Annotated in this window: 13 protein-coding genes and 1 other RNA gene; 4 read left to right on the top strand and 10 right to left on the bottom strand. The window is 59.4% G+C overall.

Annotated elements, in window-relative coordinates; genetic code table 11:
* Window positions 1-64: 64 nt before the first annotated feature.
* Window positions 65-1348, bottom strand: a complete 1284-nt coding sequence (locus DWZ15_RS03930; protein ID WP_118449505.1) for an O-acetylhomoserine aminocarboxypropyltransferase/cysteine synthase family protein — start codon at window positions 1346-1348, stop codon at window positions 65-67.
* A gap of 158 nt (window positions 1349-1506) precedes the next feature.
* Here DWZ15_RS03930 and DWZ15_RS03925 point away from each other — a divergent pair, with 158 nt between their 5' ends.
* The gene (locus DWZ15_RS03925) at window positions 1507-2025 is read left to right on the top strand and encodes a C-GCAxxG-C-C family protein (protein ID WP_118449503.1); all 519 of its coding nucleotides are present in this window, start codon (window positions 1507-1509) and stop codon (window positions 2023-2025) included.
* A 67-nt stretch (window positions 2026-2092) separates the two neighbouring features.
* Here the strand turns inward: DWZ15_RS03925 and DWZ15_RS03920 are convergent, their stop codons facing one another.
* The 3 genes from DWZ15_RS03920 to rpsA all read right to left on the bottom strand — a co-directional run bounded on the left by DWZ15_RS03920 (window position 2093) and on the right by rpsA (window position 4934).
* Entirely contained in the window at window positions 2093-2728 is a 636-nt protein-coding gene (locus DWZ15_RS03920) for a YigZ family protein (protein WP_118449501.1), read from the bottom strand.
* A gap of 354 nt (window positions 2729-3082) precedes the next feature.
* Window positions 3083-3444: RNase P RNA component class A (rnpB, locus tag DWZ15_RS03915), an RNA gene on the bottom strand.
* 323 nt (window positions 3445-3767) lie between these two features.
* Window positions 3768-4934, bottom strand: coding sequence for a 30S ribosomal protein S1 (gene rpsA, locus DWZ15_RS03910; RefSeq protein WP_022095232.1), 1167 nt, complete (start codon window positions 4932-4934; stop codon window positions 3768-3770).
* Between the two features lie 315 nt (window positions 4935-5249).
* On the opposite strand from rpsA, the gene DWZ15_RS03905 reads away from it, so the two are divergent.
* Window positions 5250-6008, top strand: coding sequence for an HAD family hydrolase (locus tag DWZ15_RS03905; RefSeq protein ID WP_117757023.1), 759 nt, complete (start codon window positions 5250-5252; stop codon window positions 6006-6008).
* Here the strand turns inward: DWZ15_RS03905 and DWZ15_RS03900 are convergent.
* A complete protein-coding gene (locus DWZ15_RS03900) occupies window positions 6005-7324 on the bottom strand; it encodes a serine dehydratase subunit alpha family protein (RefSeq protein WP_117629410.1) in 1320 nt (439 codons plus the stop codon). The two genes, DWZ15_RS03905 and DWZ15_RS03900, sit on opposite strands and share 4 nt — an antisense overlap.
* A gap of 270 nt (window positions 7325-7594) precedes the next feature.
* Between DWZ15_RS03900 and rpiB the strand changes: the two genes are divergently transcribed.
* Complete coding sequence (gene rpiB / locus DWZ15_RS03895) at window positions 7595-8062, top strand: ribose 5-phosphate isomerase B (RefSeq protein WP_035138007.1); 468 nt, start codon at window positions 7595-7597, stop codon at window positions 8060-8062.
* Window positions 8063-8242: 180 nt separating this feature from the next.
* On the opposite strand, the gene ndk is transcribed toward rpiB, so the two are convergent.
* From ndk to DWZ15_RS03880, 4 genes are all read right to left on the bottom strand, one after another.
* Window positions 8243-8647, bottom strand: coding sequence for a nucleoside-diphosphate kinase (ndk, locus tag DWZ15_RS03890; protein ID WP_055251725.1), 405 nt, complete (start codon window positions 8645-8647; stop codon window positions 8243-8245).
* Window positions 8648-9031: 384 nt separating this feature from the next.
* Window positions 9032-10462 carry an argininosuccinate lyase gene (argH, locus tag DWZ15_RS03885; protein ID WP_118449499.1) on the bottom strand — a complete coding sequence of 477 codons (1431 nt, stop codon included), beginning with the start codon at window positions 10460-10462 and terminating at the stop codon, window positions 9032-9034.
* A gap of 118 nt (window positions 10463-10580) precedes the next feature.
* Window positions 10581-10751: a hypothetical protein gene (locus DWZ15_RS10480; RefSeq protein ID WP_156058436.1), complete on the bottom strand. Its 171-nt coding sequence runs from the start codon at window positions 10749-10751 to the stop codon at window positions 10581-10583.
* 233 nt (window positions 10752-10984) lie between these two features.
* Window positions 10985-12211 (bottom strand): argininosuccinate synthase, encoded by a 1227-nt coding sequence (locus DWZ15_RS03880; RefSeq protein WP_118449497.1) that lies wholly within the window; start codon window positions 12209-12211, stop codon window positions 10985-10987.
* Between the two features lie 553 nt (window positions 12212-12764).
* Between DWZ15_RS03880 and DWZ15_RS03875 the strand changes: the two genes are divergently transcribed.
* The gene (locus DWZ15_RS03875) at window positions 12765-13592 is read left to right on the top strand and encodes a Cof-type HAD-IIB family hydrolase (protein ID WP_118449495.1); all 828 of its coding nucleotides are present in this window, start codon (window positions 12765-12767) and stop codon (window positions 13590-13592) included.
* A gap of 277 nt (window positions 13593-13869) precedes the next feature.
* On the opposite strand, the gene polA is transcribed toward DWZ15_RS03875, so the two are convergent.
* Window positions 13870-16614 carry a DNA polymerase I gene (gene polA, locus DWZ15_RS03870; RefSeq protein ID WP_118449493.1) on the bottom strand — a complete coding sequence of 915 codons (2745 nt, stop codon included), beginning with the start codon at window positions 16612-16614 and terminating at the stop codon, window positions 13870-13872.
* Between the last annotated feature and the right edge of the window lie 36 nt (window positions 16615-16650).

Genomic DNA, 16650 nt, shown 5'->3' with positions numbered 1-16650 from the left:
GGAATCGGAACGTAAAGGTCGCCGAAGCCCTCTGTCGGCATCGGCGACTTATGCGAACGCTAGCCTAGCACTGCTCGAGAGCCTGCTCAAGGTCGGCAATCAGGTCGGCCGTGTCCTCGAGGCCGCACGACAGGCGCACCATGTCGGCGGAGATGCCACAGGCGATGAGCTCCTCATCGTTCATCTGGCGATGCGTGGCGTTAGCGGGATGCAGGCAGCAAGTGCGGGCGTCGGCCACATGCGTGGCGATCTGGGCGAGCTTGAGGCTCTTCATAAAGGTCTCGGCCGCCGCGCGACCACCGTTAAAGCCAAAGCTCACGACGCCACAAGTACCGTTGGACATGTACTTCTGAGCCAGGTCATAGTACTTATCGCCCTCCAGGCCCGGATAGCTCACAAAGCGTACCTTGGGATGGCTCTGCAGGAACTTGGCAACGGCCAGGCCGTTCTCACAATGACGCGGCATGCGCACATGCAGGCTCTCGAGCGAGCTGTTCAGGAAGAAGGCCGCCTGCGGGTTCTGCATGGGGCCAAGGTCACGCATGAGCTGCGCGGTGGCCTTGGTGATGAAGGCACCCTCGCGACCGAACTTCTCGGCATAGGTCACGCCATGGTAGCTCTCATCGGGCGTGGTGAGACCCGGGAACTTGTCAGCATGGGCCATCCAGTCAAACTGACCGTGATCGACAATCACACCGCCCAGGTAGGCCGCGTGACCGTCCATGTACTTGGTCGTGGAGTGCGTGACGATATCGGCGCCCCACTCAAAGGGACGGCACATCACGGGCGTCGGGAAGGTGTTGTCGACCATCAGCGGCACGCCGTGGTCATGCGCGGCCTTGGCAAAGCGCTCAATATCGAGCACGGCGAGGGCGGGGTTGGCGATCGTCTCGCCAAAGACGAGCTTGGTGTTGGGCCGGAAGGCTGCTTCCAGCTCCTCATCGGTGCAGTCGGGAGCAACGAACGTGCAGGTAACGCCCATGCGGCCCATGGTATGGGCAAGCAGGTTGTAGGTACCGCCGTAGATGGCAGAGCTCGCGACCACGTGATCGCCGGCACCGGCCACGTTAAAGATCGCGAGGAAGTTCGCAGCCATGCCCGAGCTCGTGAGCATCGCAGCAGTGCCGCCCTCCATCTCGCAGATCTTGGCGGCAACCAGATCACACGTGGGATTCTGCAGACGGCTGTAGAAGTAGCCCGACTCCTCCAGGTCAAACAGCTTGCCCATGTGCTCGGACGTGTCGTACTTCCACGTGGTTGACTGGTAGATAGGCACCTGACGCGGCTCTGCATCGCCCGGGCGATAACCGCCCTGAACACACGTGGTACCGATGGTCTGCTCGCTCATATCCAACTCCCTTACTTGGGTTTTGATTTTATTCGGTTCACGATACCGCTACCCCGCACCCCTCTCAACCCATCCCGCCGATAGGTTATGAGACAAATAAATCAGGGGCATTCGTCTCAGCCTTAGGCATTTATTCGATGGATATACATGAGGCATACATGAAGCTCTCGATGATTACATGCCCCGTCACGGGTACCATAGGCGGGTACACCGTGACCAAGGAGACAACGATGAAGCAAATCGATACAGCCCAGCTCGACATCACCGCCTGTCAGGCTCAGGCTGCCGAGTACCACGCCCGTGGCTTTAATTGCGCGCAGGCCGTCGCCTGCACGCTCGCACCCGCCGTCGGGCTTGACCCCCAAGTCGCCTTTACCCTCACCGAGGGCTTTGGCGCCGGCATGGGCGGCATGACCGAAACCTGCGGCGCCATCTCGGGCGCCGTGGCCATCATGGGCTTTGTAATGAGCGACGGCATGGAAAACCCCAAGACCAAGGGCCAGACCTACAAGCTGTCGCGCGAAATCGCCAAGCGTTTTGGCGAGAAGAACACGACGACCGTCTGCGGCACGCTCAAGGGCGTCGGATCGGACAAGGGTCCGCTCCGCAGCTGTCCCGGCTGCATCGACGATGCCGTCGAAATCGCCTGCGATATGCTAAAGCAGCTCGCTGAGTAAACGATAGCAACAGAAAACGACGGCCGGCGCGCTTGAGATTCATCCAAAAGCACGCCAGCCGTCGCCGTTAGAACTCAGCAAATTCGGGAGCGCCGACCTCAATCTCCTCACGCCCCGCCATAAGCTCGCGCATCTTGGCGCAAAACAGCTCCTGCTCCCCCGCCTTAAACGCCAAGTGAAGTGTCACGGCATCCGCGTAATCGGTATCCAAAACCTTGGCACCCGAATCCTGCGCCAAACGAAGCACCTGCTCATACTGCGGATAGGCAACATACACGTCAACCGGCACGACACTTGTCATCTCGACGATTTGCCCGGCCTCCCGAGCAGCCGCCACCGCCTCCTGTGTCGCCGTCGTATAGGCTCGTACCAGACCACCGGGCCCCAACAACGTGCCGCCAAAATAACGCGTCACAACACAGCATACGTTTTTAAGTCCCGCACCGCGCAACACCTCGAGCGTCGGCATTCCGCTCGTGCGGCTTGGCTCGCCATCATCGCTCTGGCGCTCGCGTCCATCGACCAAAATCCACGCGGGCACATTATGCCGAGCGTCATAATGACGCTTGCGAACCATCTCGATAAAAGCATTCGCCTCGTCCTCGGACTCAATATGGATCAACTGGGCAATAAACCGGCTCTTGCGGTCCACAAACTCGCCCGAAGCCTCAATATTCAATTGCAGAGTAAAATAGCTGTCCAAAAAAGCCCCTCAACAACAAGCAAAGCAACAAACAGCCTCAATAATACGGCAAAGGCCGTACCGATAACCCCGGTAAAAAGAACGGCGACGCCGATGACCAGGCAAAGGCAGCGAAACGCTAAGAACGGAACCGCCGATGATTCCGTCAACGAAAGCGAGAACCCGTCAGCGTGAGCAAGGTGCCTTGAAAGGCGAGGCCGCAACAAAAATGAGGCTATCGATGATCAGATAAAGACAGCGAGACGGCGTCAGCTGAGTCGATTTGGCCCGAAAGAGGAGGGAGCACGCCTTATGGCGGCGACCGACGAATGAGCGCCAAATCGGCCAGCTGACGCCGTCGCAGCGTCAACATAGTTGCTAAGTGGGCCTGTAAGCCGGGTTCTGTCGTGAACGGTCATTTATCTTGTCTGCACGTTACCGTGCAGCTCCACGCACGCTACCCGAACGCGGACCGGGCCGGCCCATAGCGTTCCTATTCGCGCTTGCTCCGGATGGGGCTTGCCAAGCCGCCGTGTTGCCACGACGCTGGTGGTCTCTTACACCACCGTTTCAGCTTTTCCCTTTACGCCTTGCGGCGCAGGTGGGAGTCTTCTTTTCTGCGGCGCTTTCCGTCGGATCACTCCGCCCGGCCGTTAGCCGGCATCCCGCCCTCTGGAGCCCGGACTTTCCTCACGCGTACTGCAAGCAGCACATCGCGCGACCGTCTGGCCCACTCAGCAGTGCAAAAGTGTAACACACCGTTGCCGCAGGCAATGGCACAACGCAAACGCTCGACACGATAAACCAAGAACCGCCATGCGCTACAATGGTCCTGTCGATGGGCAACGTCGTCAGTCGAGACGCGACCGCGCTCCGCACCCCTCCGTCTACTCGGTGTGTTCCCGCCTCCTCCCCGAGGCGGGATGTCGGCTTTTTTCATGCACCGACAATCCAATAGCCTGTGGACAGCCCGGCAGCATTGCGCATCTCGGTGCCAAATGCAAAAAGGGACCCGTCCATTACGGACGGATCCCTTAAAACAAGTGATCGTCAAACCGATTTACTCGGCGTCAGTCTCCTCGTCCTTCTTCTCGGAAGGCAGCGGGGTAACCTCGATCTCGACGCCCAGAGTCTCAGCAGCGGACTTCATGGACAGGGAGATACGACGACGGTCGAGGTCGATCTCCATGACCTTGACCTGAACCTTGTCGCCCACGTGGGTAACCTGAGAAGGCTGGTCGACGTGCTTGTTGGCCATCTCGGAGATGTGCACCAGGCCCTCGATGCCCTCGCCCAAGTCGACGAAAGCGCCAAACGGGACAAGCTTGGTCACAGTGCCCTCGACGATAGCGCCGACGGGGTACTTCTTGACCAGTGCGCGCCACGGATCCTCGGTGGTCTGCTTGAGACCCAGGGAGATGCGCTCGCGGTTGAGATCGACGTCGAGAACCTCGACCTCGACCTCCTGGCCGACCTTGACAACCTCGGAAGGATGGTTGACGTGGTTCCAGGAGAGCTCGGAGATGTGGATGAGGCCGTCGATACCGCCGAGGTCGACGAAGGCGCCGAAGTCGACGATGGAGGAAACGGTACCCTGGAGACGCATGCCAGACTTGAGCTTGGACAGGATCTCGGAGCGCTCGGCCTTACGGGACTCCTCGAGCACGACGCGACGGGAGAGGACGACGTTGTTGCGGTTGCGGTCCATCTCGATGACGCGGGCCTCGATGCGGGTGCCCATGTAAGAGGTGAGGTCCTTGACGCGACGGAGGTCGACGAGGGAAGCGGGCAGGAAGCCACGCAGGCCGATGTCGAGGATCAGGCCGCCCTTGACAACCTCGATAACCTCGCCCTCGACGTTCTCGCCGGAGTTGAACTTCTCCTCGATGCGGTTCCAAGCACGCTCGTACTCGGCACGCTTCTTGGACAGGACCAGACGACCGTCCTTGTCCTCCTTCTGGAGAACCAGAGCCTCGATGGGATCACCGAGTGCAACGATGTCTGCAGGGTTAGCGTCCTTGCGGATGGACAGCTCGCGGACCGGGATAACGCCCTCGGACTTGAATCCGATGTCAACGAGCACCTCGTCATGCTCGATCTTAACGACAGTGCCGTTAACGAGATCGCCCTCATCAAAGTCGGTAATCGTACCGTCGATGAGGTTGTTCATCTCCTCCTCGTTGACATCGTCAAGAGAGAAAATGGACGAGTTCTGAATCTCACTCAAAGGTGGACCCCTTTCGAACTACGGGGCCCCGATTGCTAGGACCTACAGAAGGGTGCGACAAGCACACAACGTTTAGGAACACTCGGGAGCCGACAGATACTGATGTGACGCTTATGCAATCACGTTCGTATAGGTTACGGGGAAATGAGTTCGATTTCAAGCGTGAACTGCGATTTTTTACTCGTGTGGAGACTTTTTCGTAATCTTATGAACACACGTCTCCGCAACTTGACGATAACCAGCCAGGCATTCGGCTTTGGGGTAAAGTATCCGGAGCCAACGATTCTAGATCGATTTTTCGAGAAAGGTGCCCGCGTGCTCAAAGCAGTCGTTTTCGATATGGACGAAACGCTTCTTAGCATCAACCTCAACGCGTTCATCCTTCGCTATTTTAAGGATGTCTCTTCGATGCTCGCGGATATCGGGCGCCGCAGCCGCGGTGGCACGATGGCACGCCTCGGCACCATCCTGGTCGACCTCAACGCCAATCGCCGCAGCAGCACGGACAATCGCACCAATCTTGAGTTTTACCAAGAAGAGGTCGAGCGCCGATGCGGCATTTGCCTCTCGGACCCACTTATCTACGAGGCGTTTACCTACTACGACCGCGAAGTTCTTCCGTACAAGAATGACGAACTCATCAACGCCCATGCCATGCCGGGCGCACACGCCGCGCTTCAGGCCGTACAGGACGCAGGGCTGCGCTGCGCGCTCTTTACCAACCCCAGCTTTCCGCAGGGGGCCATCGAGTGCCGCATGGGTTGGGGCGACCTGGCCGACGCCCCCTTTGAGCTCGTCACGCACATGGGAAACGCCACCCGCTGCAAGCCTGATGCCACCTACTATCTAGAGCAGCTTCAGGTGATGGGGCTCGAACCGCACGAGGTCCTTATGGTGGGCAACGATCCCAAACGCGACTTCCCTAACCCCGCCTGCGGCATTCAGACTGCCTATGTAGGCCAGGGCAAGCCCAACCGAGTCACCTGGCGCGGAACCATGGAAGGCTTCGCCCGCGACTTTAACGCCGTAGTAGAAGCCTTCTACGAACACCAAGTAGCCGACGAACTGTCCTAGCACACTTGGGTTTTGCCGATCATGATGTTGAGGATCTCGACGTCGGTATCTTTCATGCCCACACGGCCTACGTAGCCCATACTGGCGATTGTCTGCTCAACGGTATCTTGGATCAGGCCCTCGCCGGCGCGGAAGCCGCGACCCTGCATGGCCATATCATGGCCCAGAATCGCTGCATCGACGGCAGCCGAGATCTTGGCGGCACAGCTCGCCTTGGCGCCATCGCACACGATGCCGCCCACATTGCCGAGCGTATTGGAGACCGTCGCACCGATTTGCTCGCGCGTGCCACCGCACAGCCAGGTAATCGCGGCACCGGCACCGCACGCAGCGCAAATAGCGCCGCAAAACGCCGAGAGCGCACCAATGTAGCTCTTGATATGCACGGCAATGAGATCGGACAGCATCACGGCACGCACCAGGCGCTCGTGGTCGCAGCGCAGGTACTCGGCATACTCCATGACGGGCAGTGCGCAGGTAATGCCCTGATTGCCCGAGCCGCACACAATGGCGACCGGCAGCGCGCAACCGTTCATGCGGGCGTCGGACCCGGCGGCCGCACGGGCACGGGCACGGCAGGCGACGTCATCGGCACGAGCACCCAGCAGCGTACGACCCACCTCGGCGCCCCAAGCGTGCGCAAGGCCCTCGGCACTGATTGCGCCATTCAGCTCAATCTGACGCTCAACGGCAGCGCGGGCGCCCTCAATGTCACCGTCCTCGATAAAGTCGATGATGGAATCAATGGACATGGGCGTATCGGCGTTATCTGCCGCACGCTCGGCCACCACGCGCTCGGCGCAGGCGGCGCACTCCCCCGCCGACTTGCCGCATACCGGAATACCATCGAGCGTATGGCACGTGACATTAGTGTGGTGATCGGTAATCTCGACGACCGCGGTATGGCCCCCGGCCGTCGCAGTCACCTTGATGTAGAGGTTGGGCACACCCTCGACAAGCGACACATCGCAGTAGCCGGCGTCGGCGAGGAGCTCGGCCACGCGAGCGCGGTCTTCATCGTTAACGCTCTCGAGCACCTCGAGCGCGCTCTTAGCGTCGCCGCCCACGGCACCCAGCACGGCCGCGGCTTCAATACCGTGCATACCGCCCGAGTTGGGCACGGTCACGCTCTTAACGTTCTTGATAATGTTGCCCGAGCAGGCAACATCCATATGATCGGGTTCGCAGCCGAGCGTCTGGCTCGCCAGCGCCGCTGCATAGGCAACGGCAATGGGCTCGGTGCAGCCGAGTGCACAGACAAGCTCGCGGTTCAAAACATCGCAAAACGCGGCATCACGGATGGAATCGGTAGGCATAGGTATCTCCTGCTTGCATAACGGGCTGGACTCTCAAAAAAGTTGGCTCCTTTATTTGATAACAATGCATCAAAAACCGCAACCACGGTTCCGGCGGACGGCGCTCAAGCACAAATTGGCGGCATTATTCATGAGAGGCCGGTCTTGTTGCCTGCTAAAGCGTTTGACCAAAAAACGCCCGAGCGTTTACGCAAAAGTCGCGCTATCATGCAGTCGAACGCGGTAAACACCTTTAGCATTTGCGCCGCACAGACCAGAGAGGAACCATCCATGAAGATCGGTATCGGTAACGACCACGCCGCCGTCGAGCTCAAGAACATCATTTCCGAGCACCTGAAGGAGCGCGGCTGCGAGGTCGTGAACTTTGGCACCGACACCTCCGAGAGCTTCGACTACCCCATCGCCGGTTACAAAGTGGGCAAGGCCGTTGCCAACGGCGACGTTGACCTGGGTATCCTGATCTGCGGCACCGGCGTCGGGATCAGCCTGGCTGCCAACAAGGTCGAGGGCGTACGCGCCGTCGTGTGCTCCGAGCCCTTCAGCGCCAAGCTCTCGCGCATGCACAACAACACCAACGTGCTCGCCTTTGGCGCCCGCGTCGTTGGCTCCGAGCTCGCCAAGATGATCGTCGACGAGTGGCTCGACGCCGAGTTTGAGGGCGGCCGTCACGAGCGTCGCGTTAACCTCCTCAACGAGATCGACCACACGCGCGGCCTTAAGATCGTCGACGAGGCCTAAAGATTCACAAAGCCATACGACGCTACCGCCAGCCCCCGCCCGGAAGAAACATCCGGACGGGGGCTCTTTAGTAGATTTGTGGGGGTTTACCAAAAGTCTACTGGGATAAAAAGGGCGCCGCGGATGAAGTTCCGCGGCGCCCAAGCCACACGCTAACAGCTTTAAGGAGTCAAAGCTGGTTTAGCCAAAAAAGCGCTTGATCTCGATCTCGGCGTTCTCCAGGCAGTCGGAGCCGTGGATCACGTTGGCGTTGACATCGACGGCGAAGTCGCCGCGGATGGTGCCAGGAGCAGCATCAAGCGGGTTGGTGGCGCCCATAAGGGTGCGCATCTTGGAGACAGCGGAAAGACCGGAAACAACCATCTTGACGACCGGACCGCTCGTCATAAAGTCGCAGAGACCGCCAAAGAAGGGCTTGTCGGCCAGATGGGCGTAGTGCTCCTCGACGGTAGCGCGCTCGAGCGTGGTCATCTCCATGCGCTCGATGACAAGGCCGCTACGCTCAATACGAGCAACGATCTCGCCGATCTTGCGATCGCGCACCGCGTCGGGCTTAATCATGATGAAGGTCTTCTCGATAGCCATAAGGTAGCCTTTCAAGTAGGTTCGCGCGTGCCCAAGTCCCATTCCGGCACCCGCCTGGACTGCATCGTAACAGAGTTTTAGCTGCAGTTAAACAAAAAGCTGTTTATTGAAACGCTGCAATTTATTAAAGCGCTCCATATGTGTCACTTCTGTTTCGAAGCCCGATTAGAGTACCATCCGACCGCTCATCAACCACATGGAACAGAGCGGGCGGTCGGTTGCCACCCGCGAACGTACCCCCTTCACAACCTGCCCAAAGGTCCTACAGAAGTTCTCGACAAGCCCCTCCCCCATAGCAGCAAAATAGGGGCGCCCGCATCAGCAGACGCCCGTAAAGCTAAAACGATTTATCAATAAATGGACAATACGTCTTCAGCCAAACCTCTACTTTGCCCCGTGACCCATCTCGACAACCTTGGTTAGCGATCCAAACACGCCTTCGTCGGCCACGAGCTGCGCCTCGGCACGCTGCAGCTGCACGGCAACGGCGGCAGGGGCGGTACCGCCCTCGGTCGTGCGCGCGGCGACAATCGACGGGATATCGAGCGCCTCGGTAATATCGCGCTCAAAGAGCGGGCTTGCCTCCTGGAACACCTCAAACGGCAGGTCCTCAAGATTGCAGCCGCGCTTCTCACACAGCAGGACCAGGTGCCCCACCACGGCATGTGCCTCGCGGAACGGTAGACCGCGCTTTGCCAGGTAATCGGCAACATCGGTGGCGGCAAGGTGCCCCACGCCGCACTCGCGCGCCATGGCATCCTCGTTGACGGTCCAGGTCGAAATCATTCCGGCCATAACGGACAGGCACTGCATGAGCGTGTGAGCGGTATCGAGCGCGCCCTCCTTGTCCTCCTGCAAGTCCTTGTTATAAGCGAGCGGCAGGCCCTTCATGGTTACCAGCAGCTGCATCAGGTTGCCGTACACGCGACCGCTCTTACCGCGGATAAGCTCGGCAAAGTCGGGGTTCTTCTTCTGCGGCATGATGGACGAGCCGGTGGAGTAGGAGTCGGAAAGCGTGATGAAGCCAAATTCGGAGCTCGACCACAGCACGATCTCCTCGGAAAGACGCGACAGGTGCATGGCCATGACGGAGCCGGCGTAATGCAGATCGAGCAGGAAATCACGGTCGGAAACCGCATCGAGCGAGTTGGGAATCACACCCGCAAAGCCAAGCTCGGCAGCCGTCATCTGACGATCGAGTGGATAGCTCGTACCGGCAAGCGCGGCAGCACCCAGCGGGCAGTTGTCGGCGGCATCAAAGGCGGCCTTCAGGCGTGTAAAGTCGCGCGCGAACATCCAGGAATACGCCAGCAGATGATGTGACAGCAGCACGGGCTGAGCATGCTGCATGTGCGTGTAGCCCGGCAGAATCACCTTGTCGTACTTCTTGGCCGCATCCACCAGCACATGGCGCAACTCAAGATTGGCCTCCATGAGCTCCTTGGCCAACGCCTTGACACCCAGGCGCGTATCGGTCGCCACCTGGTCGTTGCGCGAACGCCCAGTATGCAAGCGCTTGCCAGCCTCGCCGATACGACGCGTCAGCTCGCTTTCGATGGACATATGAATGTCCTCGTCGTTGATATCAAAGGTGAAGTTGCCGGCATCGATATCCTGTTCGATTCCGGTCAGGCCCTCGGCAATCGCCTGCTCGTCCTCGGCGCTGATAATGCCCTGGGCCGCCAGCATCTTGGCATGTGCCTTAGATCCGGCGATATCCTGCTTATAGAGATGTTTGTCAACCGGCAACGACGCGCCAAACTCCTGCGTGACCTCGGCCACGCCTGCCTCAAAACGACCGCCCCAAAGAGCCATGGAACCGTCCCCTTTCATCAAATCCCAAAACAAGCGCCCAAAGCAATGCGCCCTGTCGCTAAAGCGATTTCTCAACCGCTAGTTTTGCATATTCCCCACCATGTGCGAGGCCATATAGCTAATTTGCAAAGAAGTGACGCGCCATGCACTTGGCGCCCAACGTCTCCCTCCGAATGTTGCCCTGCGAACCATCGATCCAGGCCTTTAGGCTCATAGGAACGTCCTCGACCTTTGCAGCATCGAACTCGGGCGCGAGGGCAAGTAAAGCATGCGCGATAGCATTGAACATAATGGATACTCCCCATATATATAGGCGCAGGGCCGTCAAATTGATAGGAGGAGCCCCGCCGGACAACCCCGGCGGGGCTCGGACTCAGCCGCAGACGCGGCATCATATATGCGGGCGGAACGTAGGGGCCACCGATGTTAAGAAGTGTCAGCAAGCATAACGAAAGGTAGGGACCCCATGCGCCCGTTATGTATCACGCGGATGGGCCGCGCGGATACCAAAGGAAGGAGGCGCTAGGCCTGGGCGGAAGCAGAGCTGGGGCCCTGGACCTTAGCCCACGTCTTGAGCGACAGCGTATCGATCTCGATAAAGCCGGCGCTGGCCTTCTCGTCAAACGTAGTGTCGCGGTCGTAGGTAGCAAGACCGTAGTCATACAGGCTAAACGGGCTCTTGCGGCCGACGACATGGCAGTTGCCCTTAAAGAACTTCAGACGGACGGTGCCGGTCACGAATTTCTGGGTGTCGGCCATAAAGGCATCGAGCGCGTTTTTGAGCGGGCTGTACCACTGGCCGTTGTACACGGCGGTGGCCCAATCCTGCTCGAGCTTAATCTTGGTCTTGAGCAGGTCGCCCTCGACGCAGATGTCCTCGAGCGCCTTGTGGGCGGTGATGAGCGTCAGGGCGCCAGGAACCTCGTAGCACTCGCGACTCTTGAGGCCCACCAGACGATCCTCGACCAAGTCGAGACGGCCAAAGCCGTTGTCACCCGAAATCTTGTTGAGGGCGATGACGATCTCGGAGAGTTTCATCTTCTTGCCATCGACGGCGACGGGCTTGCCCGCCTCAAACTCAATCTCGGTGTAGGTCGGGGTGTCCGGCGTGTCCTCGGGGTTCTTGGTCATAACCCAGGCGTCGTCGAGCGGCTCGTTCCAGGGATCCTCCAGGTGACCGCACTCGATGGCGCGACCCCACAGGTTGTCGTCGATGGAATAGGGGTTGTCGTTGGCGCCCTCGGGAACCGGCACGTTGTGGGCGTGAGCATAGGCGACCTCGTCGGGACGGCACTTAAGATCCCACTCGCGAACCGGGGCGATAACCTTAAGCTCGGGGTCGAGGGCCTTGACGGCAGCCTCAAAACGAACCTGGTCGTTACCCTTGCCGGTGCAGCCGTGAGCGACGTAGGTCGCGCCAAACTCGTGAGCGACCTCGACAAGCTTCTTGGCGAGCAACGGGCGGGACAGGGCGGAGAGCAGCGGATACTTGTTCTCGTACATAGAGTTTGCGGCGATAGCCTTAGTCAGGAACTCATCGGAGAACTCGTCGCGCAGATCGAGCACCTGGCAATCCAGAACGCCCAGGTCGAGGGCCTTCTGCTTCTTGGCGTCCAGACCGGTCTCCTCCTGGCCCACGTTGCCGCAGACACAAACAACATCGAGATTCTTCTCGTCCTGGAGCCACTTGACACATACGGATGTATCAAGACCACCGGAATATGCGAGAACGACTTTTTCCTTGCTCATGGCTGTTTCCTTTCGCCCTTGGTAGCTAGTTAGAACATCGGTCAGTTGCAAGTCATTTCGAGGTCAAAAACCGTGCAATATCAGGTTAAATAGCAAAAAGCAGCACAACATGCCCTAGAAACATGCAGCAATGTCGTGCTAAAACCCAACGACCTCAAAATGACTCTGTTGAGGCAATTCGCCCCATACGGACAGAGACGATTGTTATCGTCGTCGGGAAATTGCGCGCTGGCGTCGGATGGCATTGTCTGCAGTAGTGATGATCTTTACGAACTGCATCTGCCTCTCCTTTCACCTATCGCCGGGCGCAATTCTAATATCGTAAACGGTACCTTTTCCTCGGTAAGCGGTGCTTTTGCCGTCTCCGTTTTCGATGGTCGCTATATTACGCTAAAGTGCCTGCTGTACAAGCGACAAATTCAAATTTCTGAAAAGTTTTTTCATTAGTTTGTGAATTGCAGTGCAAGTACGCACCATTCCTGCGAAAATACGCTCGATTACATAGCAGAGGGTCATTACGCCCGAAACAATCTGGAAACGGAAAGGCGCATTTATGCAGACTTATGAATCAGACGCCAACATCGGCAACATTAAACTCATCGCCGTCGACATGGACAAGACGCTGCTCACCGACGAGCGCGTGTTGCCGCAGGGTCTTGATGAGCGTCTGGACAAGCTCGCCGACGCCGGCATCGTATTCTGCCCCGCCAGCGGACGTCCCGCTCCCAAGCTCGAGGAGATGTTCGAGGGCATCAAGAACCGCCTTGCTTTTTGTCCCGACAACGGAGCCTGCGTCATCTATCGCGGCAGCTATATCTATAAGAGCAACATCGATGTGGCGCTGTATCAGCAGGTGCTCGCTCGTGCCTCGGAGGACCCGCGCGCCGTTCCCGTCCTGTGCTGCTACGACGAGTTCTATGTTCTCGCCCGCGACCATCAATACCACGACGAGATCAGCGTCTACTACAACACAATCAACTACGTCGACACCTTTGAGGGCATTGATATCGAGTCCAATAAGATCTCGATCTTTTTCCCTGCCTACGATGCCGAGCCCGCGTTCCGCGAGACCTATAACCCCGCGTTCTCGGATCAGCTCTATGTCACCAATGCCGGCCGCGAGTGGATCGACTTTATGAACCTGGGTGTCGACAAGGGCGCCGGCGTCGCGCATCTGTGCGAGCAGTTGGGCATTGATATCGCCGATGCCGCCGCCGTGGGCGATACCTACAACGACATCCCCATGCTGGAGCGCGTCGGACACAGCTTTATCGTGGACAATGCCGAGGAGCACATGAACGCGCATGCCAAGTGGCGTATTCCGAGCAACAACGACGGGGGCGTACTGACGCTCATCGACGCCATCTTGGCGGCTCGTTAACGCAGATCGTCGGACCTGGCCGGGCGAGGCGGGTTAGTTTTTCGTTCGGTCAGGTCCTGGGCTCGCTCGGAAAGCACATTAAGTGCTTTCCGGCTCGTGCGGAATCTACGAAAAACTTACCCGCTTCGCCCGGCCAGGTCCTGCGGTGACTTGCTTGCCGCCTGGATGGCGTCTTGGCGCCTAGATACTTTGGCTGAATTTAATTGAACGAAGGACGCTCCTTGTTGATGAGGGGCGTCCTTCTGTTTTTGGTTACTTTGGAACTGTGGTTGCGTTCCTATTTCGCGTCGGCCCAGGTTATGCCGGTGCTGGCTTCGGCGATGAGGGGTACGCGTAGGTCTACGACGTGCTCCATGACGTCGCGGACCATGGCGGTAAGGCGCTCGACTTCGTTGACGGGGCACTCAAAGTCCAGTTCGTCGTGTACCTGCAAGATCATGTGGGCGGCAAAACCCTCTTCTTCCAGGCGGCGGCTTACGCGGGCCATGGCGATCTTGATGATGTCGGCCGCGGTGCCCTGCATGGGGTGGTTCATGGCCGTGCGCTCGCCAAAGCCGCGGAGTTGCGGATTTTTGGCCTTGAGCTCGGGAATATGGCGTCTGCGGCCATACATGGTCTCAGCGTAGCCCGTCTGCTTGGCACGTGCCACCACGTTGTCGAGGAACGTACGCACACCCGGGTAGGCCTCGTAGTAGCGGTCGATCATGTCGCGCGCCTCGGCCATCGAGATGTGCAGCGACTGCGACAGACCGTAGGCCTGCTGACCGTACACGATGCCAAAGTTCACGGCCTTGGCGCGGCTGCGCAGGTCGGGCGTTACCTCGGAAACCGGCACGCCAAACACGCGCGCGGCCGTCTCGGCGTGGAAGTCCTCGCCCTCGTTAAAGGCGCGCACCAGGTGCTCGTCACCCGAGAGATGCGCGAGTAGACGTAGCTCGATCTGCGAGTAGTCCACCGCCAAAAAGACGCTGCCCTCGCCCGCCGAGAACGCCGTCTTGACGGTACGCCCCAGCTCCGAGCGCGTCGGAATGTTTTGCAGATTGGGGTCGCTCGAAGACAAACGCCCCGTCGCGGTGATGGTCTGGTTGTACGTGGTGTGCACACGCCCGTCACCACGGCGCAGCGGGCCCAGCGTGTCCAGATAGGTCGACTTAATCTTGGACTTCTCACGCCAGTCCAAAATCAGGCGCACGATCTCGTGGTCGCGGGCAAGGTCGCTCAGCACCTTGGCGTTGGTCGAATAGTAGCCGCGCTTGGTCTTTTTGAGGCCCTTGGTCGGAAGTCCCATAACATCAAACAGCACGTGCGAGAGTTGCATGGGGCTGCCGATGTTAAAGGTCTCGTCGCCGGCCAGGTCGCGAATGCTGCGCTCGACCTCGGCAATCTGGGTCGCCAGGCCCTCGGACAGACTGTGCAGGCGGTCGGGGTCCACGAGCATGCCCGCGCGCTCCATCTTGGCAAGCACCGGCACGAGCGGCATCTCGATCCCATCGAACACGTTGGCGGCGTTCTCGCGGGCCATGCGGTCACGCAGCGGTGCAACCAGCGCCAGCGTCAAGGCCGCCGTGCGAGCGGCGGGCGCAGGAGCGTCCTCGCCAGCACCCTCTGCGCCGCGCGCCGCAGGCAGCGCCATCTGCAGATACGTATCGGCCAGATACACCTCGTCAAACTCGGAGCGGTCGGAATCCAACAGGTAGGCGGCAACAACGGTATCGAAGATGCGCGTGGAATCGACTGCCAGCGGATCCATGAGCTCGAGCTCAGAAGAATCGATGGGCGAAAGCTCATGCAGAAGCGCCTTCATATCCGGGCTCGCCGCACGGCCTTCCATAAACAGACGCGCGAGCACGCCGGCAATCACGCCGTGGGCGAAGTTGAAGCCCTCAACCTCAGCCGCCGCACCGCTGTCGCCCTCCTCGAGCGCAAACAGGCCCTTGGACGTCGCCAACCACAACGTGCGCGTCAGCCCAAAGAGCGCGCCCTCTTCCTTGTCATCGTCCACCACGGCGGCGACCCACTCGCCGGCATCAATCACGCGGGAGACCTCAGCCGCAACGGCACCAAGCGCGCCAGCATCGCCGGCGGCTGCGCGCAAAACGGCGGGAATCTCAAACGTGCTGGCAGCTGCCCCGCCCTCGCCGCCGATCAGCGCCAAGAAACGGTTCTGCATGGCGGTGATACCAAGCGTGCCCAGCGCCGCGGAAACCTCATCGGCGGAAAACGCCGGGAAGGACGTCGCCTCAAAATCGAGCTCAACGGGTGCATCGGTGCGGATGGTCGCCACCTTACGGCTCAGCAGCGCGTCGTCGATGTGTGCGCGCAGGTTTTCTCCCATCTTGCCCTTGACCTCGTCGGCGTGTGCGATGACCTCATCCAGGCTACCGTACTGCGCAATGAGCGCGCTCGCCTTTTTGGGGCCGATGCCCGGCACGCCGGGGATGTTGTCGGACGTGTCGCCCTTCAGACCATAAAAGTCGGGCACGAGCGCCGGCGTGATGCCGTGATACAGATCGTCCACGCTCTCGGGCGTCATGATCGCCACGTCGGACAGGCCCTTGCGGGTCGAGACCACGTTAACGTGCTCGGTCACGAGCTGATACATATCGCGATCACCGGTCACCAGCAGCATGTCGCAGCCGGCCTCCTCACCCAAGCGCGCCATGGTTCCCAGGATATCGTCGCCTTCCCAGCCCTCGGACTGCAGAATCGGCACGTTGAGCGCGGCGAGCAGCTCCTTGATCATGGGGAACTGCGCGTGCAGGTCGGGATCCATGGGCGGGCGCTGCGCCTTGTACTGCGGCAGCATCTCCATACGCACGCGCGGCTTGCCCTTGTCAAACGCCACGACAACGCCGTCGGGATTAAAGGCATCGATCATCTTGAGGAACATGTTCAGAAAACCAAAGATCGCGTTGGTGGGGCGACCGTCCGGCGCGTTCATGGTCGGCGGCACGGCGTGGAAGGCGCGATGCATGAGCGAGTTGCCGTCGATGACGGCAAAGGTACGGCGCTTTTCAGACATATTGAATACCTCGCTTTGGGCTGGGCACGGTTTGCT

Origin of the sequence: Collinsella sp. AF29-7AC (assembly GCF_003475665.1) — a bacterium.
Classification (GTDB): Bacteria; Actinomycetota; Coriobacteriia; order Coriobacteriales; family Coriobacteriaceae; genus Collinsella.
Note: the sequence above shows the minus strand (reverse complement) of the source record. Positions and strands in the feature narration are given on the sequence as shown.